The following is a 22,514-nucleotide window of genomic DNA, read 5'->3' as shown; positions in this document are numbered from 1 at the left end:
GATGCGGCGTCTTCTAGCTCGGTGGTGGATGCTAGTACTGCTTTGGCCAGTACTCATTCTTGCCACCGGTTATCAGCTAGAAGAACTCGCCGCAACCGTTCGCTCTTTCTATGGTGATAAAGCCGAGCAACGCGTAAGAGCCTGGCGGCAGGTGATTAGCGACGGCCATGCGCTATCGGAAACAGAACAGCTGCACACCGTGAATGACTTCTTCAATCAAATGCAGTTTGTCGACGATATCGATGTTTGGGGCCAAAAAGACTATTGGGCGACACCTGTAGAGTTTTTGGGCGCAGCAGCCGGTGACTGTGACGACTTCAGTATTGCCAAATATTTCTCACTGATTGAGCTAGGCGTAAGTGATGAGAAAATGCGCTTAGTTTATGTAAAATCACTTACCTACAACCAATTTCATATGGTGGTGGCTTATTATCAAACGCCTTCATCTGTGCCGATTATTCTCGACAACATCAACCCAACTATTTTACCCGCGACTCAGCGTGATGACCTTGTGCCTATTTACAGCTTTAATGGTCAGCATCTTTGGTTGATGAAAGAAAAAGGCCGCGGCCAGCTGGCGGGTAAATCGAGTCGTTTGAAATTGTGGACTGATTTACAGCAGCGCTGGCGACTGAATAAACTTAAAAAACCGATAAAGAATTTTGATGCTTAGGGGAACACTATGACCTTATATCGACAATTGTTGATTGTAGTACTGCTTATCTACGGAGGTTTGTTAGCCGTAGTGTTCAGTATTGAAATTGGCAATACCCGTAGCTATTTGTCTGAGCAGCAATTATCGGATGTAAACAATACCAGCACCTCTTTGGGTTTATCTTTAAGCCCTTATTTGGAAGATGATGATGTAGTAGGGGCTGAGTCGGTAATTAATGCCATGTTCGATAGTGGTTATTACCAACAAATTAGCTTGACGCTATTTGCCGACGAGAGCGTAATAGATCGCCAAAACAGCAGTGCAATTGAAGGGGTACCAGAATGGTTTACTTCTTTTGAACTATTCCAGCCTAGTTCTCAGCAGCAAGTGCTTACCAGCGGGTGGATGCAGTTAGGCGAGCTAACCGTGGTGGGGCATTCTGGCTTTGCTTATTTGCAGCTATGGAATGCCATGGTAGATCTCGCCAAGTTATTTGTAGTGGGTTACTTAGCCACGGTGCTTATGTTAATGCGGGCGCTGCGTTACGTACTTAAGCCACTAGAGCAGATCCAGCAGCAAGCTAAGTTGATCGAGCAACGCGAGTTTGGCCAAACTATTCCGCTGCCGCATACTCTAGAGCTGCGCAGTGTTGTGGGGGCGATTAATCATATGTCTGACAACATCGCTCTGCAGTTTGAAAGCCAAGTTAAAGAAGCCAACGCATTACGCGAGCAAGCTTTTCAAGATTCGGTATCCGGTTTAGGGAACCGCGCCTATTTTATTAATCAAAGTAAGTCATGGTTGGCAGAATCTGGGGTGGGCGGCTTAGCCTTAATATCTTTAGACATTATCGAAGCGATCCATGTAAAAGAAGGATTTAGCGCCCGCGATGAATTTATCCATTCAGTTGGCGAGCTGTTTACTGCTTATACCCAACAGCAGCAACAGTTAGTGTTTGCGCGTATCAGTAATCTTGAGTTTGCGGTATTAGCCGAGGGATTTGATCAGCAACAGTTGCTGGACTTAGCACAGCAAGTTCACCAAGACATCTTAGAGCGCTTAGCAACGTGGAAACAATACATGCCACGGCCGTTAGTGATTGGCTTGGTATTGCGCCAAAAAGACGAAAACATTGGCGAACTACTGACTGCTGCTGATACTGCTTTGCATGTCGCACGGGAGCTGCGAGAGGGGTTCTTTAGTTTAGCGGATGTGGAGCATACGCATATTCCACGCAGCCAGTGGAAGCAGTTGTTAGAAACCACCATTAGCCGCCAGAGCTTAGCTTACAAAACCCAGATTGTGAATTTTATCCATAGCGATAAAGTATTGCACCATGAGCTATTTACAACAATTGAAGTAGACGCTCAGCACTATGCGGCAGGGCAATTTATGCCTGCAGTTGAGCAGTTTAGGTTAGGTGCCAAGTTTGACCAAATGGTGGTTGAGCAAGCCGCCAGTGCGCTGAGCAAACATGCGGATTTAAGTTTAGCCATTAACCTAACGTTGTCTGCCATTAGTGAGCAAAGTTTTTTAACTTGGTTGGGTGGGGCTGCAGTGCAGTTTAAATCAGTCGCTCACAGAATGGCCTTTGAGATCCCGGAAACGGCTTTTCTCCAAGAAAATGCAGAGTTGGAAAAAACTTTAGGCTTGTTGCGAGCGTTAGGCTTCCAGATTGGGATTGATCAATACGGGCGTAATTTAAACTCATTAAGCTATTTAAGCAGGGTAAAACCTAATTACGTGAAAATTGATTATGGGTATACCGCTCAAGCGCTGGCAGAAGAGGGTGATACTCATTTCCTTAGTGCCATTTGCCGGGCTGCAAGGAACTTACAAATTGTAACGGTGGCGCAACGAGTAGAGAACCAGCAGCAGGTAGAATTGTTATCGGCCTTGCCAGTGGACGCCTATCAGGGTTATGTTGCACCTCCTCAGCGTTTTAAATTGGCTGAATAGTGAAGTTTAAAGGGGTAGAGATGAAGAAGATTTTATTACCAGTGTTATTGGCTTGTAGCGTGACTACCATGCCAGCATTTGCGGCTTTGTTACATACCAGCGGTGAGGCGAAGCTGGTGGTTATAGCAGACCAAGTTCAATTAGACCTACATGCAAGCAGCTTGGCGAAAACCGCCAGTGACGCTAAGCAACAAGTTGATCAAGTAGTAAAAGTGACTCAATCTAACTTAGCCGGTTTGTTAACCGACTCTGACCGTTTTGAAGCCAGCCAACTGCAAATTCAAGCGGAATATAAATACCAAGATCGTGAGCGGGTATTTGTAGGTTATCGCGCACAGCGTAGCATTATTGTTGAACTCGCTAATTTAGACGGGCTTACTCAAGTACTCGATGCAGCCATGTTGAGTGGCGTGAATGAAGTGCGTAACTTGCAGTATAAAAGCTCGCAAGAAGACCAACACAAGCAACAAGTGCGTTCAATGGCTATTGCCGACTCTTACGTTAAAGCTAAGCAGTTAGCCGATGGCTATAATGGCCAACTAGGCCCTGTGGTTGAGATCAACTACCGTAATCAGTCTGCTATTCCATTAATGAAGATTGAACGGGTTAGCATGGCCGCTGCAGATGCTGGTGCAAGTTCTTATCAAGCGGCGCAGTTAACGTATAACGACAGTGTTGATGTGAGCTTTGAGTTATTGACTGAAGAATAGTATCCGGGTTATTACCTTAATCAGTTGCTGAGGTGAGGCGTTAAAAAGCGAAACAGACTAGGTCTATTTCGCTTTTTTGTGGGTAAAATTTAACTTTACCGTTAAGTGATTTAACTCAGTCGCGTACTAATATGCGGCATCGGCCACGACAAACTCGCTAGCGTTATTTGTATCAACCAATTCTGCCGCCAAAATAACTCGCGATGGCGCACTATGGTACATCTTACCTAGCATTTCATGACGAGCGCCAGTAATCGCTAATGCGATGCCAGAGGCCACCATGCTCGGCGGGTAAGTCACGGTAGCACGCACTACTGGGTTTCCATCTACCACCATTTTGATGATGTCTTGCGAGCCTGCACCGCCAAGTACTGTTTTAATATCGGTTCGGCCAGACTCTTTAATTGCCTGCATCACGCCTTTTAACATGTCGTCATCTTGGCACCAAACCGCATCAATTTCAGGGTGTTTTTGTAAGTAGTTTTCCATTACGGCTAAGGCTTTCTGGGTTGACCAATCAGCAGGCTGGCTGTCTAGTATGCTCATGCCTTTGTGCTGGGCAATAACATCGTTAAAAGCATCTACCCGCTGCTTATTAATCGGGATCGACATGCCTTCAATCACTACCACTTTGCCTTTGCCATCCATTTCCTTGGCTAACCATTCACCGCTCACGCTGCCTAGGCCTGCATTGTCGCCGGCAATAAACACGTTTTGCGCTGGGGTTTCAAGCTCGCGGTCTACCACTACGGTATAAATACCACTGCCATAAGCCTCTTCAATCACTTTTTGCAACGTGGCTGGGTTGTGCGGCAAAATAACTAAGGCATCAATGCCTTTAATCATTAAATCTTCTACATCGCCCACTTGCTTAGAGCCCGAGCTCGCAGCCACCACGTAGAACTCAACATCATCTTCACTTTTCTTAAAGTCTGCGGCAGCTTTTTCAGCCCACCAAAGTAAACCGGCTGTCCAACCGTGATCTGCTGAGGGAACGGATACACCCACTTTTAAGGTTTTGGCTACCGCCGCATTAATGCCCAGCGAGGCAATTAGCATAGCCGCAAGTAGTAGTTTTCCTATGTGTTGCAATAAACGCATGAGTTACTCTCCTTTGTTTGTTATCTACGGCTTGGTTTTAGCGGTCACGTTTGAATTGCATTAACACTGCAATCAAAATAACCAAACCTTTTACCGTTCCTTGTAAATAGGGTGAAACCCCCATTAAGTTCAGCATGTTGTTAATAATGCCTAAGATGATGGCACCAATAACGGTGCCCCATAGTGTGCCTTTGCCGCCCGCTAGCGAGGTTCCGCCAATAACTACCGCGGCAATGGCATCCAGTTCGTAAAACAAACCCGCGTCACCGGGGCTCACCGAATTAAGACGTGATGACAGCATTACCGCAGACAAACCCACGGTGAATCCCACAATCACAAAAGTTAAAAAGTAAACCCGCTTAACGTTAATCGCCGAGTAGGTGGCAACCTTGGGGTTTGACCCCACCGCACACACATGGCGACCAAAAGCGGTATGGCGCAAAATGATGTGGCCCACAAAGGCTAAGCCAATAAACAACCACACCGGAATAGGAATACCCATCCAGTAGCCGCCGCCAATATCTGGGTAGTGATTGTTTTGCGAGACCATTTCTCCGGCATCACTGATGTATAGGGTGAGCGAGCGAAAGATAGACATGGTGGCTAAGGTGGCAACAAAGGCGGTAATCTTTCCCTTGGTGGTAAGTAAACCATTTACCGCACCAAAAGCGGCTCCCATGGCCATGGCAGCCGCTATTGATACGGTTACCGCCATCCAGCCATCGCCCATATAGTTGAGCAGCATAATCACCAATACGCCCACTAATGCCACCATGGAGCCTACCGATAAATCGATGCCGCCAGCGATAATCACAAAAGTCATCCCTAGCGCGATAATGCCGGTATAAGACACTTGGCGTAATACATTGGTAAGGTTTCTAGGGATGAGAAAGTGCTCACTGGCCATGGCAGAAAGTACCACTAATACCAATAACGCAACTAACGGTGCCCAGTTAGAGAGTGTAAATTTAGGTAGCCTAGTTACCCAGCTAGCTGACGAAGAGTTAGATTTAGTATCCATTTTGGCTACCTCACTCATTGGTGGTTCTCCTGTAGCGTCGCAGATAACGGCGCTGCCTGGCTTTGCAAACCTGCGGCCAAAAACATGATTTGTTGTTCGTTGATGTCCTGATCATGTAACTCTCCTTGAATCTGACCTTCGCGCATCACCAATACCCGGTGAGCGAGCCCAATGAGTTCTTCCATATCTGATGAAATAACCACTACCGCTAAACCTTGCTCGGTCATGCTCTGCACAAAGTGGTAAATTTCTTTTTTAGTATTTACATCTACCCCGCGGGTAGGCTCATCTAAAATCAGTACTTGTGGTTGAGTGTCCATCCATTTAGACAAGTACACCTTTTGCTGATTACCTCCGCTCAAATAGAGCAATTCGGTATCCAATGAGGCGGCTTTAATATCGAACTTTCGAACATATTGCTGGGCTTTTTCTCGGGTTTGAGCGTGATTAATAAAGCCTTTGCTGTAGTTGTTTAGTGAGATAAGGCTAATGTTTTCAGGCAAATTAAAGTTCATCGTTAAACCGCAGCCTTGACGATCTTCACTTAAATAAGCTAAGCCATGTTTTACTGCGTCTTTAATGCTGTGAATTTGTACCGCTTGCTGTTGTACATAAATGTCGCCTGTTTGGCGGCGGCGTAAACCCATAATGGCTTCGGCGGTTTCGGTGCGGCCACTGCCTATTAACCCGGCAAACCCCAGTACTTCGCCTTGGCGTACTTCAAAGCTGATGTTGCTTAATAGATTTTTAACCGCCAAGTTTTCTACCTTTAAGGCAACTTTACGTTGTACTTGTGAGCGAGGAGGGAACACTTGGTTGAGTTCGCGCCCTACCATTTTTCGCGCCATGTCTTGCTCATTGATTTCGCTAACCTGATCGACGGATATCAGCTCACCATCGCGCAAAATAATCAAACGGTCGCAGAGTTGTTTCACTTCTTTTAGTTTGTGAGAAATGAATAAAATAGTGACACCCTGCGCTTTTAGTTTGTCGATAAGCTTAAACAGCACTTCCACTTCTTGGCTGGTAAGCACGGTGGTGGGCTCATCCATGATCAAAATGCGCGCTTCGTTGACCAGGGCCTTAGCAATCTCCACCATTTGCTTTTCAGCCACGCTAAGTTCTTCGATTAGTGCATCTGGCGATAGCTGGGTCTCTAGTAAATTCAGCAGTTGGTGAGTGCGTTGGCGCATCGCTTTTTTGTTGAGTAATAGGCGACCTTTTAGCTCTTGGCCTAAAAAGATGTTTTCAAAGACACTTAAGCTAGCAATTAAGTTAAATTCTTGCGGGATCATTGCAATGCCCAAGGCTTTAGCATCACTAGGGCTGGTGATTTCTACCGCCTCTCCAGCCACCAATACTCGCCCACTACTGCGTTGGTAAATCCCTGAAATGATTTTAAGCAGAGTGGATTTCCCCGCGCCATTTTCACCCAAAATCCCCATTACTTCTCCGGCGTTTACTTGCACGCTAATCGCATGCAACACTTGCACGCCGGAAAAGCTTTTAGAGATCTTCTCTAAGCTTAAAATGGGTTCAGGTAAGCTCATGCACATTCTCCAAAGGTGTCCACTTGCCATCGTTTTGTGAGGAATGAATCATCGCGTTGATGAACTGCAAACCTTCTACACCTTGTTTCACTCCAGGTAACAAACTGTTGTTTAAAATCTCGGCGGGAGAATCACCATTACGGGCCGCCCGTATAGCTTGAGCTGTTTCGGTATAAAGGTTGGCAAAACCCTCTAGGTAACCTTCAGGGTGACCTGCTGGTGTTCGAGCTAGGTGTTCAGCCTCTGATTGATAACCGTACCCTGCGCGACTGAGGATACGACTGGGTTGAGCAAAAGGGCTGTAGAGTAATTGGTTGGGGTGCTCTTGCGACCATTCAAGGCCGCCATCACTGCCGTAAATTCGAATGCGTAAGCCGTTTTCATTGCCTGGGGCAACCTGCGAACTCCACAGCATACCGCGCACACCTTGTTCAAAGCGCAGCATGGCTTGAACATTGTCGTCCAATACTCGTCCTTCAACAAAGGTGCTTAATTCAGCGCTCACTTGCTCAAGCTGTAAACCACTAATAAACGCGGCTAAGTTAAAGGCGTGAGTGCCAATGTCGCCTAAGCAACCTGCTGGGCCAGAGCGTTTTGGATCGGTGCGCCATTCGGCTTGTTTATTGCCGGTATTTTCTGCCGCAGTAGTAAGCCAGTCTTGGGCATACTCTACTTGTACTAAGCGCAGCTTACCGAGTATCCCTTCATTCACCATGTGCTGAGCTTGGCGAACCATTGGGTAGGCGCTGTAATTATGAGTGAGTACAAATAGCTTGCCGCTGTTATTGGCAAGGTTTTTCAGTTCTAAGGCTTCATGCAACGAGCACGTCATGGGTTTATCGCAAATTACATGAATACCAGCCGCTAAAAATGCCTTAGCAATGGGGAAGTGCAAGTGGTTAGGGGTAACAATACTTACCGCCTCAATACCATCTTTACGAGCGGCTTCAGCGCTTGCCATCACTGAGTAATCACTGTAGCTGCGTTCGTTCGCAATGCCCAGATCAAGCGCCGACTGTGCCGCTCGCTCTGGATTAGCACTCAAAGCCCCTGCAACTAATTCATAATGGTTATCCAAGCGAGCAGCAATTCGGTGAATAGCACCAATAAATGCTCCGCTGCCACCGCCAACCATTCCTAGTTTAATTCTATCCATGATGCTCTCCTTGCAAGCCAATAATGCCTTTGCTGGCGGCGTGGTTAATGGCACTTTGGGTTAGCTTGTTATAGTGGGATAACACCTTGCTAGTGAGGCGACTATTACCTTGTTGGTAAGTTACCCCTTTGGGTGCACCGGCTACCATGCCCAATCTAGTTCTATTCATGAATAACCCCTTACAAACCTAAAATACGTTGGTTGGCAGCTTGGTCGATGGCACTGTCGGCAAAATCGTCGAAGGCTTTGTCGGTGACTTCAATGATGTGCTGCTCGACAAAGGCGGCTCCTTCAATAGCCCCCGCTTCTGGATGTTTGAGGCAGCATTCCCATTCAACCACCGCCCAACCATCGAAGTTGTATTGTGCTAACTTGGAAAAAATACCAACAAAGTCCACTTGGCCATCACCTAGCGAGCGAAAGCGCCCCGCGCGTTCCGTCCAGCTTTGATAACCGCCATATACACCTTGTTGCCCGGTTGGGTTAAATTCAGCATCTTTTACATGGAACATTTTTATTCGAGGGTGGTAACGGTCAATAAAGTCTAAATAATCCAGTTGCTGCAGAACAAAATGGCTAGGGTCATACAAGATATTGCAACGCGGATGCTGCTTAACTGCTTCCAAGAACATTTCAAAACTAATGCCGTCATGTAAATCTTCTCCGGGGTGGATCTCGTAGCAAACATCTACACCTGCTTCATCAAAGGCATCAAGGATCGGTAGCCAGCGCTTAGCCAGTTCAGCAAAGCCCGTTTCAACCAAACCTTGCGGGCGCTGTGGCCATGGGTACATATAAGGCCAAAGTAATGCACCCGAGAAAGTAGCGTGTGCGCGTAAACCTAAGTTTTTAGAGGCTTTTGCTGCGAGTAGCATTTGGTTTACGGCCCACTCTTGGCGAAGGCTGGGGTTGCCTCTTACTGATTCAGGAGCGAATCCATCGAACATTTCATCGTAAGCTGGGTGTACCGCCACAAGCTGCCCTTGAAGGTGAGTAGAAAGCTCGGTAAGGGTAAGGCCATTGTTTTTGAGTAGGCTTAATACTTCTTGGCAATATGAGAGATCTTCTGCTGCGCGCTCTAGATCAAATAAGCGTTTATCCCAAGAGGGCATTTGTACTCCTTTATACCCCACGCTAGCCGCCCAAGCGGATATTGATGCGAGTGAATTAAAGGGCGCTTCGTCGCTAGCAAATTGGGCGAGGAATAAGGCTGGTCCTTGAAGAGTTTTCATCAGCAATCCTTTTATCGATGTTTAGAGTGATGCCGTTCATCGCCATCAATGTAATCGATTACATTTTATTGTTTAAAAAAACCATGCTCCCAGTTTGGGCTAGTGGCTTAGTTCGCCGCATTGCATGGCATTTATTTAGTAGCTGAATAAAACTTATACAATATTTTTCCTTTTATCTAGATGATGTTGCGAAAATGTGACGGCTGTAAAAGTTTATTTTTTGAACGATTGAGGGTGGGCGACTGTAAGTGATTTAAAATAAAGTACTTTACAATAATTGATGTAATCCGTTACATTTTGTGCAGAGTTTAAGCAGTTTTTGCTAAGTTTTGTGGCTAGAAAGGACGCACTATGCCGACCATTAAAGATGTTGCCAAGTTGGCGGGAGTCTCTACCGCAACGGTATCACGTGCGATGATGAACCCCGAAAAAGTGTCTGAAAAAACGCGCTTGAAGGTGGAATTAGCGGTGGCGGAGTCAGGCTTTTCGCCCAACGTTATTGCGCGTAATTTACGCCGTAGTGAGTCCAAGACCATAGTGGTTATTGTGCCAGATATTGCCAACATGTTTTTTGCCAGTATTGTTCGTGGTATTCAGCAAGTCGCTTTAAATAATGGCTATAAGGTACTGCTGGGGGACTCTATTCATACCGTTGCACAAGCTAAGGCTTATATGGATTTAGTGCGCAGTAAGCAAGCCGATGGCATTATTTCACTGACCGCAGAACTGCCGATGGAAATTCGCCAAGGCACCGAAATACCCATGGTCATGGCTTGTGAGTATTTCCCTGGTTTTCCGATTCCTACTGTTCGAATTGATAATCGAGGCTCGGCCAAGCGGGCGGTAGATTATTTGCTAGATATCGGCCATAGCCGAATAGGTTGCATTACAGGACCTATGGAAAACCCAATATGTGTAGACCGAAAAGCCGGTTATCAGGATGGCCTGCAGCAAGTAAATATAGAGAGCGATGAAGCCGCTTTTGAGGATGGTGATTTTAGTTTTCAATCAGGCTATAGCGCGTTTATGCGCCTGCATCAGCATTATGCAATGACCGCATTATTCTGCTTTAACGATATGATGGCACTGGGCGCAATGAAAGCCGCTACACAGCTGGGCATAAAAGTGCCGCAAGACTTATCAATAGTCGGCTTCGACGATCTGCTATTTGCTGAATATACCAACCCAGAACTCACCACCATTCGCCAGCCTCAAGAAGATATAGGCAAAACGGCAGCTAATACCTTAATGAAGATTTTGCAAGGCGGAAAAGCCAACCAAGACACTATTGTTCCTACCCAGTTGTTAGTCCGAGCCAGTTGTACTTCGCCGAAAAAGTAAGGCCTATTGGTTTATTTAAACTTATAGGCCTTTGTTGAAGTGACTATTTCACCGCTTCAGGTAAGTAAGGGCCATTTGGTAGATAAGTAGCGGCATCACCGTAAAACACTTGGTAATTAGCTGTTCTTGTTAAAGGCATATAATCAGGCGCCGCTCGATTAATTGTCGCTGTAATTGCAGCGCCGATTAAATCTCCTAGTAAGTTTCCTGTAGAAGAATTCTGCGGGGTATATTCCATATGCTTGTCGGCTTGCCAAAGGACTTCTCCTTGTTTACCTCGAATCTCGTATGAGATATCCACAATTGTGGTACTAGAAAGTAATAGGTATGTTGTGTCCCAGCGGTTAATCGTTACGTAGAGAACCGTATCTGCATTAAACATTTCTGCTAAAGAAGTGCTTGGTAGTTGATGGATCTCTTCAGCTTCATATAGACCTTCATATTCCAGTATAGTTTTCACCGTATTGATAGGAAAAATATAGTAGCCTTTTTCAGCTAGCATCACTGGTAGTGAGCTGTAAACTGAAAGCGGGGCTTCAACATCTACACTATGGTTAACCACGGGTAAGATTAGAATTGAACGAGGCTCTCCTAGGTCGAATTCTTGTTCAGGAACAGGGGTAGACTGGCAAGCTGCTAAAAGAGTTACCATGAAAAACAAAACTAATGGCTTTAACATGTTATTTACTCTCTTCAGTATCAGTTTGTCGTTCTAGATTTTGTACAATGGCATCCATTAAAGGCTTACTTTCTGGCCATGTTTCAGCTTCTTTTTTATAAAAACTGATCGCGTTATTAGTATCGCCTGTTTTCAGTTTAAAAGTTCCAACTTCAGCATAAAGACCTGGCGCTGGAGTCTGATTATTGTTTTCTAATTGAAGAATATGAGCTTCCATTAATTCGGGAAAGTTTGCCGCTTCAACAGGGTCGTAGTAATACTCATAAATACCTTCATCGTAGCCTCCCCAGTTATAAAGAGTCGTTTGCGTTGACGTGCATCCAGATAAAAAACTAACAAATAGTATTAAGCAAAATCGTAAATCGTTCATTTAGTTCACTACCATATGTTTAGTAACGCCATCACCCAAGTAAATGGTCTCTTTTTGGATGATCTCACCAGCCTTTTTTAGCTCAATTTGGTGAGTGCCAGATAACACTCTTAGAGCGGCTTTTTCAGCTTGGTAATCTGAAGCAAGTCCTGACTCTAAACCGTCAACCCAAACAGAATAATCGCTTAAATTTATTTGCTCTGATGCGGCAATAAATGACAATTGTGGTCGGTTATCTATCGTTGTGCTGGTAGACGTGGGCATTTGTACACATGCTGACAAGCCGACTAAACTTAGCAGCAGAACAATAAGAGTATTTCTAATCATTATTTGGTCTCCATTACGTCAACGGTGGTAATGTCTAAATTATTCATTGGGCCATCAATTACCTCTGCGATCGCGCCCTCATTGGTTTCGCTTTCGCCGAATAGTTGAATAACTTTGATTTTTCCTACTTTCTTACCAGGAAGAGTAACTGTAAATCCTGTTTGCTTGGATTTTACCTCTTTCCCTTTGGTGACAATATCAAACTCCATTTCTTCGGAAACACCTTGGCTTGCACCACCACTGATGTAAATGAGTCCGTCTTCAATGGCAAGAATGTCAGTTTTCCAAGGCCTTTTTTGGATTTGCGCTGTTAGTTTGTTGACCGCATCAGAAATAGCGTTGGAAATAGCTAAATCATTGAGTGTGCCATCATATGAAGCTTTAGACCCAAACCCTGCTACTGAAGCAGATTCCGTCGACGCTTCGCCGGCACCAGATAAAGAGTGGTAAACGTGTCCGGTTTTAGAGTCGACCAAGCGCAGGTCTACTTTTGCATGTGCTACTTGCGTCTTAGTTGAAGACAGAAATCCTGATTCACCTTCAGTTTTTCTGCCAAACTCTGTTAGGGAGCCAATAATTAGTGTATCTACACCGATTAAATCCAAGCTTTCACCGGTCAGGGCTGCTTCGTCTTTTAAGCGTTCTATATCAGGGCGTTCGAATACTAAATAACTTCCTGACTCTGTCAGAGCTTTAGATAACATATCCGTTACCTGCTTGCCTAATACGTCCCCTTTTGAGTCCCTGAGTAGGCTTTTCCCGTAAATCGTTTCATTTGTTATACGGCCCAAAGCCACTTTTCTCTTTAGTAGAGGTTGGGCAGGAGTTGTTAAGGCTTGTTGAGCTTCGAGTTGTTGCTCTTGCGAGTTATTATTCTCGACTGATTCAACCTGAGGGGACTGAGTAGAACAAGCCGATAGTAGGACCGAGGTTAATATTGCTAATCCGATACGATGGGGTTGTTTTGTCATAAGTAAACTCACATTAATATTTCCATTATCAATAGTGATGGGAATATATCACAATGCGATGCGGAAGGTTTGATCTGATAAGTATTTTTATAAAATAGTATAAAACGGAAATGTACTGTTTTTCATTGACATAGCATTACTCTTCCTTTGTTTTCTAGATTTGTGAAATGGCTATAAAGTCACCAAACAATTCATTTTGTATTGAACGCCTACAATTGGTTTTATCTGCTATCTTAAAGCGAATTAATTGTTGTTTTGTCGTGTAAGGATTATCGATGCTATTAGATTCCACCATCTGTGATTTTGGCTGGCAGGCTCCTAACTTTAGCTTAAAAGATGCTGACGGAAATGCTTATACCCTGAGTGAGCACTTAGGCGATAAAGGCTCGTTGATTATGTTTATTTGTAATCATTGCCCTTATGTTCAACGAATTGCTGAACGCTTAGCCGAAGACACTAAGCAGCTAATGAGTGAAGGAATCAATGTACTGGCTGTTATGTCGAATGACTACCGGACGGTCGCTGAAGATTCACCAGCGAACATGAAACTGTTTGCCAAAAAACATGCTTTTGAGTTTCCTTATTTGGTCGATGAAAACCAAGTGGTAGGTAAGCAATACAAGGCGGTATGTACGCCTGATTTCTTTGGCTTTAATCACCGAGGAGAGTTGCAATACCGAGGGCGTTTAGATGATGCTCGCATGGGGGAAGCATCGGTTAGAACGCCTGAGCTAATTAATGCAATGCGGCTAATCGCCGCAACAGATCTAGGACCAAAAGAGCAAGTGCCAAGTATGGGCTGCTCAATAAAATGGCGAAACTAACAGCTGGTTTTTACTTACGTGGTGTTGTTGGGAGACAACTATGTTCTTAAAAGATTAGAGTAAAAATTATCAAAAAGTAATTGATAATAATTCAAACTTAAGGCTGTTTTACGTTTCACGAAGCAAAGCTAGTATTGATTATGTTAGAGCAAAGCACGACATATCACTGAGAGGAATTCACCATGCCTACACTAACAATTGTTGCAAACATTAAAGCAAATGCAGATAAGATTGATTTGGTAAAAGCCGAGTTGTTAAAGCTAATCGAAGTAACTCGTGCAGAAGAAGGCTGTATTAATTACGATCTTCATCAAGACAATGATAACCCAGCTCATTTCATGTTTTACGAGAATTGGACCTCTCGCGAGCTATGGCAAACTCACATGGGTAATACTCATTTAGCTGAGTACATGGCAGCCACCGAAGGCGCAGTAGAAGAGTTTGTATTGAATGAAATGACCCAAATTGCCTAGTGTGAAACTGCGAATTCAAGTTGTATGTGAAAGGCTGCTAGATAGTGATCTAGCAGCCTTTTAGTTTATATTATCCTAGCTATATGCGTTAGCCTTAAGCCGCTTTAAGTGCGGCTTTACAGGCAGTACCAGCTAAGACTTAAGCTGAGGTACACCGGTTGACGAATACATTTTGTGTATCTAGTAGGGAGGCATATGATTGATAACTTAGAGCTTCATCACTTACGCACTTTAAATGCGCTTTATGCCAGTCAAAATTTGTCTTTGGCCTCTGAAAAGCTGCATATCTCTCAGCAGGCCATTAGTGCAAAACTAAAGAAAATGAGAGCGTTACTTGGTGATCGCTTATTTGTTGCTGAGGGGCATGGGGTGGTGCCAACACCTTATGCGAAGCATATTCAACCTTATGTTGAGTCGGTGCTTAGCAACCTCAATGCAATTCCCGTTGCCTCGCAAATAGATCATCGTGACTTACCAAGAGCTGTTGTTGTATCGGCCACCGATTATGCGCAACAGGTGCTAGTGAAAGAGCTGGCGATAAGGCTAAAACTATACAGCCCCAACACTAAGGTGCTGATAACAAACGTAGAATTCAATTCTTTGAATAAGAAAATGAGCCAAGGTGAAATAGATTTGGTATTCACTACATCTGCTTATGTTCCAGAGGGGCTAAACCTAGAGCCTTTGCTTACCGAGAAGTATTGTTGCGTAGCAGCGAAACCTTTGGAGAGCGAGCAAGGCCATTTGAGTTTGAAGGAGTTAGTTGAGCATGAGTTTGTGGTGACCAACCCCGCTAGCAGCAGCTTGTTGGGTTCAGCCGATGCATGGTTTCAGCAGCAAGGCTTACAGCGTAAGGTCGCGGTCTCTGCTCCTAGCTTCTATTTGGCTAAACAGCTTATCAAGTCGAGTAATTTGGTCGGCTTTATTCCTTCACGTTTGCTACCAGAAGATGGTTTGCATGCGATTCCCCTAGTTAAATATCCGCCTGGTTATGAACTGGTCGCAGCATTTCATCCCAGTGTGGCTAACGACCCCTTAATACAATGGTTGATTGAACAAGTTAAGTTGATTGCTAAGGAGCTTGCATCTGCCTAGCTTGTAGCTGCTACAAGCTGTGCTTGATTGTTTGGTTTAAGCGAGCTGATTACTCTTCAGGGTGTTTAACACTCTAGGAGAAGAATATGAATATTGTAAAAGTAAACCCTGACAATCTTTACGATGGTTCTGCAAATGGCTTATCTCAAGCGACAGTATCAAACAAACTTGGTTTGGTGTTTGTGTCGGGGCAAGTTGATTGGTCAGCCGATTTCGTCGTACAAAATAGCGATATTGCAGGCCAAGCTGATGTCGCTTTTACTCACTTAAAAACTGTATTGGATGCGGCTGGCTCGTCGATGGAAAAGCTACTGCAAGTGCGAATTTTTGTAAGAGGTGAAGTATCTGAACATATGCAAAGTATTGCTCCTGTATTAACCAAATACTTAGGTGAAGTTCGTCCTGCTTTAACTGGGGTCGGCGTGACTTCTTTAGCAAGTCCAGAGATGCTTATTGAGATAGAAGCGGTGGCCGAACTAGCGGATTAAGCCTCTTTTAGCGGCAATAAAAAAAGCCAGTCAATTGACTGGCTTTTTTACATTCTAGCAATTAGCTTTTAGTGAAGAATGCGGGCGCGAATTGTGCCTTCAATCTCTTTAAGTTTGTTAATTGCTTGCTCGGCTTGAGCTGTTTCTACGTCAATCACTACGTAACCAATACTGTCGTTAGTTTGTAGGTACTGAGCGGCAATGTTGATTGAGTCTTCAGCAAAGGCCAAGTTGATTTTGGTTAGCACACCCGGTTGGTTATGGTGGATGTGTAACAAACGACTGGTGCCAGTATGCTCAGGCAGAGCAACTTCTGGGAAGTTTACCGCTGATAGGGTTGAACCGTTATCAGAGTATTTAGCCAGTTTAGAGGCTACTTCAATACCAATGTTTTCTTGTGCTTCTTGAGTTGAGCCGCCTACGTGTGGGCTAAGAATTACGTTGTCAAAGCCGCGTAATGCAGACACAAACTCTTCTTTGTTTGATTTAGGCTCGGTTGGGAACACATCAATGGCCGCGCCAGCAAGCTTTTTGCTTTCGAGTACAGACACCAATGAGTCAATCTCTACCACTGTGCCGCGAGAGGCATTAATAAGAATAGAACCTTGCTTCATTGCTGCCAGTTGCGCTTCGCCAAACATGTATTTGGTTTGTGCTGTTTCTGGTACGTGTAGGCTCACTACGTCGCTCATGGCGAGTAACTGATCTAAGTCTGCAACTTGAGTAGCGTTACCTAGCGACAGTTTGTTTTCGATGTCGTAGTAGTAAACTTGCATACCTAAGGTTTCTGCCAGAATACCTAGCTGAGTACCAATGTGGCCGTAACCAATAATACCTAGCTTTTTACCGCGCGCTTCATATGAGCTGTCGGCAGATTTTATCCACTCACCGCGGTGAGCTTTGGCGTTTTTCTCTGGAATGCCGCGCAGTAGTAATATAATTTCACCTAATACGAGTTCAGCTACGCTTCGAGTATTAGAGAAAGGGGCGTTAAATACTGGCACACCTTTTTGTTGAGCTGCTTTAAGATCAACTTGGTTGGTACCAATACAGAAGCAACCAATAGCTACCAGTTTGTTAGCGGCTGCTAACACACGTTCGTTTAGGTCTGTACGGGAGCGAATACCAATGAAGTGAACATCTTTGATTTTCTCAATTAGTTCTTCTTCTGCTAGCGAGGTTTTGATCATTTCTACATTTTCATAACCCGCAGATTGGAAAGATTGCAGTGAGCTAGGGTGTAAACCCTCTAACAACAATACTTTGATTTTTTCCTTGCCTAACGAATACTTTGCCATGTTTGCTTCCTAATACCCATGTTACCGCTGAGCGGCTAAATTTAGCAAAAAAGCAGCACTTAGGGAATGTAATTTTATTACATCAAAATATATTCATATTGTGAATAATTCACTGCTAAAGTGGTAATTGGTGAACTTTATCGCTTAAATATTATGTTTATCTGAAGTTTTACCGAAGTATTCTTTGGTGTGTTGGAATATTTCACAAAAAAAAGAGCGCTTGCTGCGCTCTTTTTTCTCAATGGCTTGCTGGTTTAGCGTTCTTTGGCCCCTTCAGGAGTACCAATTATCACTTGGTTTGCACCGCGATCTGCAAACAAGCCATTAGTGACTACGCCCACTATAGCGTTAATATCTTTTTCCATTTTCACTGGGTCGATGATTTTCATGTTGTACACATCTAAAATCACGTTGCCATTGTCGGTGGTTACGCCTTCACGGTAAACCGGGTCACCGCCTAATTTCACTAATTGGCGAGCAACATAGCTACGAGCCATTGGAATCACTTCTACGGGTAACGGAAACTCACCTAAAATAGGCACTTCTTTAGTATTGTCTACGATACAAATGAACTGGTCGGCAACCGCTGCAATGATTTTCTCGCGAGTTAGCGCTGCGCCACCGCCTTTAATCATGTGGTTATGTTCGTTAATTTCATCTGCGCCGTCTACATATACCGATAGTTCGCTAACGCTATTTAAATCAAACACTTCAATGCCGTAGCCTAGTAGCTTTTCGGTTGATGCTTCAGAGCTAGATACAGCGCCTTGGATACGGTCTTTCATGGTCGCTAAGGCGTCAATGAAATGGTTTACGGTAGAGCCTGTGCCTACGCCAACAATGGTGTCTTCTTGAACATATTCCAATGCGGCCCAGCCAGCGGCTTTTTTCATTTCATCTTGTGTCATTACAGTGCTCCGAGCAAAGTGAAGAGTGGGGTGCCAATTAAGCTGGCTAATTTGGCGCGGATTATAACCAAGCGTTGCAATTAACGCCAATTGAGATTGCTGGTTTTTTAGTAAAGCAATGTGACAAATTATTAGCTTACCAACGCCAGTGCTTGCTAGGGGTAATAATTTGTTTTAAAGGCTGATCCCAGGCTTGAACGGGCACTTGGTTAATTTGCTGGCAATCATGTGCCATGCCAATTACCAAAGGTTGCTCGCCGTTTATTGTGGCCAATAAACGATCGTAATAACCTCCACCCATGCCTAGGCGATTACCTTGAGAATCAAAGGCGACCAATGGCGCTAGCACTACGTCGAGCTGTTGGCTGGTTGTTACTTGGCTTTTATCAAACACGGGCTCACTAATGCCAAAGCGATTGGTTTGCATTGGGCTGGTGGCTTGATAGCGATGAAAGCACATTTGGCCATCTTGATGTGGGTCGATAAGTGGCACATAAACGTGTTTGTTTTGTTGCCATAACCATTCTATTAATCCAGTGAGATTTACTTCGCCATCAAAGGCTAAATACAAGGCAATGTGTTGCATATTGGCGATGTTAGGATCGTGTTGTAGCAAGTCGAGAATCGCTTGGCTGGCTTCTTGCTGTTGAGAGTGACTTAACGCGCTGCGCTGTTGGCGAACTTGTTGGCGTAATTGCTGGCGAGTATCTGGCTGAGTCATAAACATAACGAGATGGTTAAGTAGAACAATCAGTGTGCATGGAGATGGTTAATCAAGCAAGGCCGAGAGGCCACCAAGCCTGAGGTGCAGGCTTGGTTGAAGTCACTAGAGGTAAACTAACTAGTCTGCTAACTCTACGTTATGGTAAACATTTTGAACGTCGTCGCAGTCATCTAACATGGCTTGAAATTTTTCAAACATGGCTACGTCGTCGCCGCTTACTGTGGTGTAGTTTTGCGGAATAAAGCTAATTTCTTCCATTTCAAATTCTAGCTCTGGCATAGCCTGAGTCAGCGAGGTTTTCACCTTGAAGTATTCAGTGTGCGGGGCAAATACGGTAATCATGCCGTCTTCACTCTCAACGTCAGTCACTTCTACGTCGTCCATTAATAGAATTTCTAGAATGGCGTCTTCGTCGTCACCTTTAAATGCAAAAATTGATTGGTGGTCAAACATATGAGCCACACTGCCTTGGTTACCAATTTTAGATTTGGTTTTTACAAAGGCTTGGCGAACGTCGGTAAAGGTACGGCTGTTGTTGTCGGTTAAACACTCCACAATCACCATACATCCGCCTGGGCCATAACCTTCGTAAACGGCTGGCACGTAGTCTTCACCTGCGCCGCCTTTGGCTTTATCAATGGCTTTGTCGATCACGTGGCTAGGCACCTGATCTTTTTTGGCGCGGTCTACTACGCTGCGTAGCTGTAGATTGGCTTCAATGTCGGCACCGCCGTTTTTGGCGATAACATAAATTTCTTTACTGTATTTAGAATAAACCTTGGTTTTTGCACCAGCGGTTTTGGCCATAGAGGCCTTACGTACTTCAAAACTTCTGCCCATTGGGATGCTCTTTTTTATCGATGCTTAAAAATTCTGAGGAGGATTTTACCAGCTGAAACGCAAGGAACAAGGGCTGGCGCGGTTTAGGAGCAAAGAATAAGGCTAAAGTTGCTAAATCGTGAGGCATTTAACTGTTACCACCTCACGATTTATTGATGTTTAGAGCTGCTCTAGTGACTGTTTACTCAAATAAGCCGGGTTATAATATTTGTCGGCTAAGCTGTGGGGTTCGACCGACTGATAGTTAATCACCGTGCTTTTACTGGTTTGAATACTATCCACCAAGGTCATGGTTTTTACTACGGCGCGGCCCTGCCGTTGGCCTTGCTCAAAGTAGGCTTGCTTGGCGAGCTTTCCTGACTTTAAATATAAATCGGCTTGCAGTGGAAAATTGCTTTCTTGGGCGAGCCATAAATCAATTTTTTGATAACTCGCGCCACTGGTTTTCGCCTCCAGTTTTAAGTGAATCGCCTTCACACCCTCTATTTGTTTGGTTTCACCCAGTTCACCTTGGTAATCCTCACTCCAAGTTAAGGTAGACACATCACCTACCGAGGCTTCGCCAAGCAGCTTTTGCATTGGCGTAATGCGAATCGGTCGGCGGCTGTTTGGCATCAATAACCAATAGTTATCACCTAACATCAACATTTTTTGTCCCAGTTCCGACTGGGCTTTAAACACCACTAAAGACTCCCGTTCTGGGCGAATATACACGTTGTAATAGTGTTTCTTTTTTAGGGTTTGCTTTTCAAACTGGCTGACTTGAGTGACTATTTTTGCCGAGCTGCTTTGCAGCCGATAACTATCGGCTTCCAGTAAGCGCAGCGTGACCTCATCATTGGCCTGAGCAAAGCCGATTGAAAATAAGCTGCCGAGCAGCCACAACTTAAAGAGACTAAACATAAATAAGTGCCTCGGTGATGGGTTTCTTTAGACCTTTGTTCGCGGCAATAGCCGAGGCTAGCGCACAAATACACACCACGCCGAAGGAGACGATAGCTGCAAGAAACAAAGAGAAAGTAATATGCAAGGGGTAACCTACGCTGCGCCCGGGTGGCGGTGGCATTTGAATATCGGCGAACAATAAAAACAGCGATACCGACCCACTTAAAAGCAGACCTATTAAGCTGCCGATAACCGCCAGTACAACCGCTTCTAACACAAAACCTATTAGTTGTTCCGAGTTAGCAGTGCCTAGTGCCGACAAAGTGCCAATTTCTCGAGTGCGTTCGGTCACCGACATGCTTAAGGTATTGAACAGCGATACAAATACCACTAAAGCCATGATGATGCCCATTACACCAAAAATGCGGTTATACAAACCTTTCACGGCTTCGTAGAAGAAAGCTTGTTTCCACCAAGGGGTGACTAACAAGCTAGCTTGTTGCTGCTCAACCTGTTGTTTTAATTGTTCTATGTCTTGATTGGCGAAGGCAAATACCGACATCAAACTTACTTTATCGGTGGCTAATAAGGCTTGGCTAAAATCTAATGATACATATACCAAGCGTTTGTCCATTTCTGGTACACCAGTAGAAACAATACCTTGCACCATAAAGTCGTAAGCATTGAGCGCGCCTTCGGTGGTGGTGCTGAGCAATGTTATCCAATCGCCCGGTTTGGCCTTCATGTTACGAGCGAGCTCCTCGCCTAATAAAATTTGTGGTTGTTCTTGGCGTTCTTCTGGGTTTAGCAGTTGGCCTGCTTTTACATCTAAAAATGGCCCTTTTTGAGTGAACTCGCTGGCGAGAACGCCTTGGCCAATAAATATCGCTGATTTATCGCCGTTACTGATCAGCCCACTAAACTCTATTCTTGGTTGTACGGCTTTTATGCCATTAATCGCCATTAACGCTTGGCGTTGCTGTTGCCAGTCAGCTAAGCCGTATTGCAGCGGGAAGTCTTCTTGCTCTGTAAAGTATTGCTGGCTGGATAGGGTTAAGTGTCCGGTATCTCTGGCGGCGGCTTCAGCTAGCGATTGATAAGTGAATAATCCAAAGCCCCCGGCACTGATTAAAGCGAGTACCGCAATGGCAATAATTAACACCGACATTACGCTGCGCCGGCGGTTGCGTTGCACGTTGAGTAAAGCATGTTTTAAGCGACGCATGCGGCAGCCTCCTTAGCCAGTATTTGTCCGTCTTGTAGTTGAATCAGCCGGCTGCAATGTTCGCTCATACGGCTATCGTGAGTAGCAATCACAAAGGTGGTTTGGTGGCTTTTACCAATGTCTTTCATTAGCTCTACTACTTGATGCGCGGTATGGCTATCTAGGCTGGCGGTGGGTTCATCGGCGATGACCAAACGGGGCTTGTGTACCAAAGCGCGAGCCACGGCAATACGTTGTTGCTGACCACCAGATAGGCGATCAGGTTTTGAGTGTGCAAACTCGGCCATGCCCACGGCATCCAATATTTGCATCACTCGTTGTTTGCGTTCGCTGGTGGCTACCTTGTTTAGCATGAGCGGGTATTCAACGTTCTCGAAGGCACTCATAACCGGCACCAAATTGAAACGCTGAAAGACAAATCCCAACTGTTGTCTACGCAGTATCATGCAGTGTTGTGGGTCGTTATCTAACTTGTGACCATCAAAATACAGTTCTCCTTGATAGCTTAGGTCGAGCAAGCCACAAATATTTAGCAGCGTGCTTTTACCGGAACCAGAAGGCCCACACAAACCAATCATCTCGCCCGTTTGAATTTGCTCGCTGATGTGCTTTAGTGCTTGCTGTTGTATTTGCCCAGTTTGGTAGTACTTAGATACCTGCTTAAATTGCAACATAACTGATC

25 protein-coding genes are annotated in these 22,514 nt (G+C 44.8%); 8 read left to right on the top strand and 17 right to left on the bottom strand.

Features of this window, described 5'->3' with window-relative positions; all coding sequences use genetic code 11:
- The first annotated feature begins 1 nt into the window (after nucleotide 1).
- Genes Q4592_RS12940 through Q4592_RS12930 form a run of 3 tightly spaced genes read left to right on the top strand, consistent with a single transcriptional unit; the run spans nucleotide 2 to nucleotide 3,324 of the window.
- Complete coding sequence (locus Q4592_RS12940) at nucleotides 2-673, top strand: transglutaminase-like cysteine peptidase (RefSeq protein WP_303513725.1); 672 nt, start codon at nucleotides 2-4, stop codon at nucleotides 671-673.
- A gap of 9 nt (nucleotides 674-682) precedes the next feature.
- Nucleotides 683-2,614: an EAL domain-containing protein gene (locus tag Q4592_RS12935; protein ID WP_303513723.1), complete on the top strand. Its 1,932-nt coding sequence runs from the start codon at nucleotides 683-685 to the stop codon at nucleotides 2,612-2,614.
- Nucleotides 2,615-2,634: 20 nt separating this feature from the next.
- Nucleotides 2,635-3,324 carry an SIMPL domain-containing protein gene (locus Q4592_RS12930; RefSeq protein WP_303513720.1) on the top strand — a complete coding sequence of 230 codons (690 nt, stop codon included), beginning with the start codon at nucleotides 2,635-2,637 and terminating at the stop codon, nucleotides 3,322-3,324.
- 126 nt (nucleotides 3,325-3,450) lie between these two features.
- On the opposite strand, the gene Q4592_RS12925 is transcribed toward Q4592_RS12930, so the two are convergent.
- Genes Q4592_RS12925 through Q4592_RS12900 form a run of 6 tightly spaced genes read right to left on the bottom strand, consistent with a single transcriptional unit; the run spans nucleotide 3,451 to nucleotide 9,384 of the window.
- Complete coding sequence (locus Q4592_RS12925; protein WP_303513717.1) at nucleotides 3,451-4,425, bottom strand: substrate-binding domain-containing protein; 975 nt, start codon at nucleotides 4,423-4,425, stop codon at nucleotides 3,451-3,453.
- A 37-nt stretch (nucleotides 4,426-4,462) separates the two neighbouring features.
- Nucleotides 4,463-5,464, bottom strand: a complete 1,002-nt coding sequence (locus tag Q4592_RS12920) for an ABC transporter permease (protein ID WP_235836274.1) — start codon at nucleotides 5,462-5,464, stop codon at nucleotides 4,463-4,465.
- On the bottom strand, nucleotides 5,461-6,996 hold the full coding sequence (locus Q4592_RS12915; protein ID WP_303513711.1) for a sugar ABC transporter ATP-binding protein: 1,536 nt from the start codon (nucleotides 6,994-6,996) through the stop codon (nucleotides 5,461-5,463). The genes Q4592_RS12920 and Q4592_RS12915 overlap by 4 nt, the downstream gene beginning before the upstream one ends.
- Nucleotides 6,983-8,152, bottom strand: coding sequence for a Gfo/Idh/MocA family protein (locus Q4592_RS12910; protein ID WP_303513709.1), 1,170 nt, complete (start codon nucleotides 8,150-8,152; stop codon nucleotides 6,983-6,985). Before Q4592_RS12910 ends, Q4592_RS12915 begins: the two co-directional genes overlap by 14 nt.
- Nucleotides 8,145-8,321 (bottom strand): hypothetical protein, encoded by a 177-nt coding sequence (locus Q4592_RS12905; protein ID WP_303513706.1) that lies wholly within the window; start codon nucleotides 8,319-8,321, stop codon nucleotides 8,145-8,147. The genes Q4592_RS12910 and Q4592_RS12905 overlap by 8 nt, the downstream gene beginning before the upstream one ends.
- A gap of 10 nt (nucleotides 8,322-8,331) precedes the next feature.
- Complete coding sequence (locus tag Q4592_RS12900; RefSeq protein ID WP_303513702.1) at nucleotides 8,332-9,384, bottom strand: sugar phosphate isomerase/epimerase; 1,053 nt, start codon at nucleotides 9,382-9,384, stop codon at nucleotides 8,332-8,334.
- 351 nt (nucleotides 9,385-9,735) lie between these two features.
- Between Q4592_RS12900 and Q4592_RS12895 the strand changes: the two genes are divergently transcribed.
- The gene (locus Q4592_RS12895) at nucleotides 9,736-10,725 is read left to right on the top strand and encodes a LacI family DNA-binding transcriptional regulator (protein ID WP_303513699.1); all 990 of its coding nucleotides are present in this window, start codon (nucleotides 9,736-9,738) and stop codon (nucleotides 10,723-10,725) included.
- A gap of 43 nt (nucleotides 10,726-10,768) precedes the next feature.
- Here the strand turns inward: Q4592_RS12895 and Q4592_RS12890 are convergent, their stop codons facing one another.
- From Q4592_RS12890 to Q4592_RS12875, 4 genes are read right to left on the bottom strand one after another with little or no spacing between them, the layout of a single operon-like run.
- Nucleotides 10,769-11,404, bottom strand: a complete 636-nt coding sequence (locus tag Q4592_RS12890; protein ID WP_137675333.1) for a GNA1162 family protein — start codon at nucleotides 11,402-11,404, stop codon at nucleotides 10,769-10,771.
- Between the two features lies 1 nt (nucleotide 11,405).
- A complete protein-coding gene (locus tag Q4592_RS12885; RefSeq protein ID WP_303513694.1) occupies nucleotides 11,406-11,774 on the bottom strand; it encodes a DUF4810 domain-containing protein in 369 nt (122 codons plus the stop codon).
- Nucleotides 11,775-12,101 (bottom strand): hypothetical protein, encoded by a 327-nt coding sequence (locus Q4592_RS12880; protein WP_137675335.1) that lies wholly within the window; start codon nucleotides 12,099-12,101, stop codon nucleotides 11,775-11,777. It abuts the gene before it with no gap.
- Nucleotides 12,101-13,072, bottom strand: a complete 972-nt coding sequence (locus Q4592_RS12875) for a CsgG/HfaB family protein (protein WP_303513690.1) — start codon at nucleotides 13,070-13,072, stop codon at nucleotides 12,101-12,103. The genes Q4592_RS12880 and Q4592_RS12875 overlap by 1 nt, the downstream gene beginning before the upstream one ends.
- A gap of 275 nt (nucleotides 13,073-13,347) precedes the next feature.
- On the opposite strand from Q4592_RS12875, the gene Q4592_RS12870 reads away from it, so the two are divergent.
- The 4 genes from Q4592_RS12870 to Q4592_RS12855 all read left to right on the top strand — a co-directional run bounded on the left by Q4592_RS12870 (nucleotide 13,348) and on the right by Q4592_RS12855 (nucleotide 15,952).
- Nucleotides 13,348-13,896, top strand: a complete 549-nt coding sequence (locus Q4592_RS12870) for a thioredoxin family protein (protein ID WP_303513687.1) — start codon at nucleotides 13,348-13,350, stop codon at nucleotides 13,894-13,896.
- A gap of 182 nt (nucleotides 13,897-14,078) precedes the next feature.
- Nucleotides 14,079-14,369, top strand: coding sequence for a putative quinol monooxygenase (locus tag Q4592_RS12865; protein ID WP_303513685.1), 291 nt, complete (start codon nucleotides 14,079-14,081; stop codon nucleotides 14,367-14,369).
- A gap of 195 nt (nucleotides 14,370-14,564) precedes the next feature.
- Nucleotides 14,565-15,464, top strand: coding sequence for a LysR family transcriptional regulator (locus Q4592_RS12860; protein WP_303513682.1), 900 nt, complete (start codon nucleotides 14,565-14,567; stop codon nucleotides 15,462-15,464).
- Between the two features lie 86 nt (nucleotides 15,465-15,550).
- A complete protein-coding gene (locus tag Q4592_RS12855) occupies nucleotides 15,551-15,952 on the top strand; it encodes a RidA family protein (RefSeq protein ID WP_303513679.1) in 402 nt (133 codons plus the stop codon).
- Nucleotides 15,953-16,020: 68 nt separating this feature from the next.
- Here Q4592_RS12855 and serA read toward each other — a convergent pair whose 3' ends face one another.
- The 7 genes from serA to Q4592_RS12820 all read right to left on the bottom strand — a co-directional run bounded on the left by serA (nucleotide 16,021) and on the right by Q4592_RS12820 (nucleotide 22,506).
- Nucleotides 16,021-17,250, bottom strand: a complete 1,230-nt coding sequence (serA, locus tag Q4592_RS12850; protein ID WP_137672322.1) for a phosphoglycerate dehydrogenase — start codon at nucleotides 17,248-17,250, stop codon at nucleotides 16,021-16,023.
- Nucleotides 17,251-17,504: 254 nt separating this feature from the next.
- Nucleotides 17,505-18,158, bottom strand: coding sequence for a ribose-5-phosphate isomerase RpiA (gene rpiA, locus Q4592_RS12845; protein WP_303513677.1), 654 nt, complete (start codon nucleotides 18,156-18,158; stop codon nucleotides 17,505-17,507).
- A gap of 136 nt (nucleotides 18,159-18,294) precedes the next feature.
- Entirely contained in the window at nucleotides 18,295-18,885 is a 591-nt protein-coding gene (locus tag Q4592_RS12840; RefSeq protein WP_303513675.1) for a 5-formyltetrahydrofolate cyclo-ligase, read from the bottom strand.
- A gap of 114 nt (nucleotides 18,886-18,999) precedes the next feature.
- Entirely contained in the window at nucleotides 19,000-19,722 is a 723-nt protein-coding gene (locus Q4592_RS12835) for a YebC/PmpR family DNA-binding transcriptional regulator (protein ID WP_137672320.1), read from the bottom strand.
- A gap of 159 nt (nucleotides 19,723-19,881) precedes the next feature.
- Nucleotides 19,882-20,625 carry an outer membrane lipoprotein-sorting protein gene (locus tag Q4592_RS12830; protein WP_303513669.1) on the bottom strand — a complete coding sequence of 248 codons (744 nt, stop codon included), beginning with the start codon at nucleotides 20,623-20,625 and terminating at the stop codon, nucleotides 19,882-19,884.
- Nucleotides 20,618-21,832 (bottom strand): FtsX-like permease family protein, encoded by a 1,215-nt coding sequence (locus tag Q4592_RS12825; RefSeq protein WP_303513667.1) that lies wholly within the window; start codon nucleotides 21,830-21,832, stop codon nucleotides 20,618-20,620. The genes Q4592_RS12830 and Q4592_RS12825 overlap by 8 nt, the downstream gene beginning before the upstream one ends.
- Nucleotides 21,820-22,506, bottom strand: coding sequence for an ABC transporter ATP-binding protein (locus tag Q4592_RS12820; RefSeq protein WP_303513666.1), 687 nt, complete (start codon nucleotides 22,504-22,506; stop codon nucleotides 21,820-21,822). The genes Q4592_RS12825 and Q4592_RS12820 overlap by 13 nt, the downstream gene beginning before the upstream one ends.
- Nucleotides 22,507-22,514 lie beyond the last annotated feature (8 nt).

It is taken from the genome of Agarivorans sp. 1_MG-2023, assembly GCF_030548385.1.
Taxonomy (GTDB): domain Bacteria; phylum Pseudomonadota; class Gammaproteobacteria; order Enterobacterales; family Celerinatantimonadaceae; genus Agarivorans.
The sequence above is the reverse complement of the archived record's forward strand: the minus strand, read 5'-3'. Positions and strand labels throughout refer to the sequence as shown.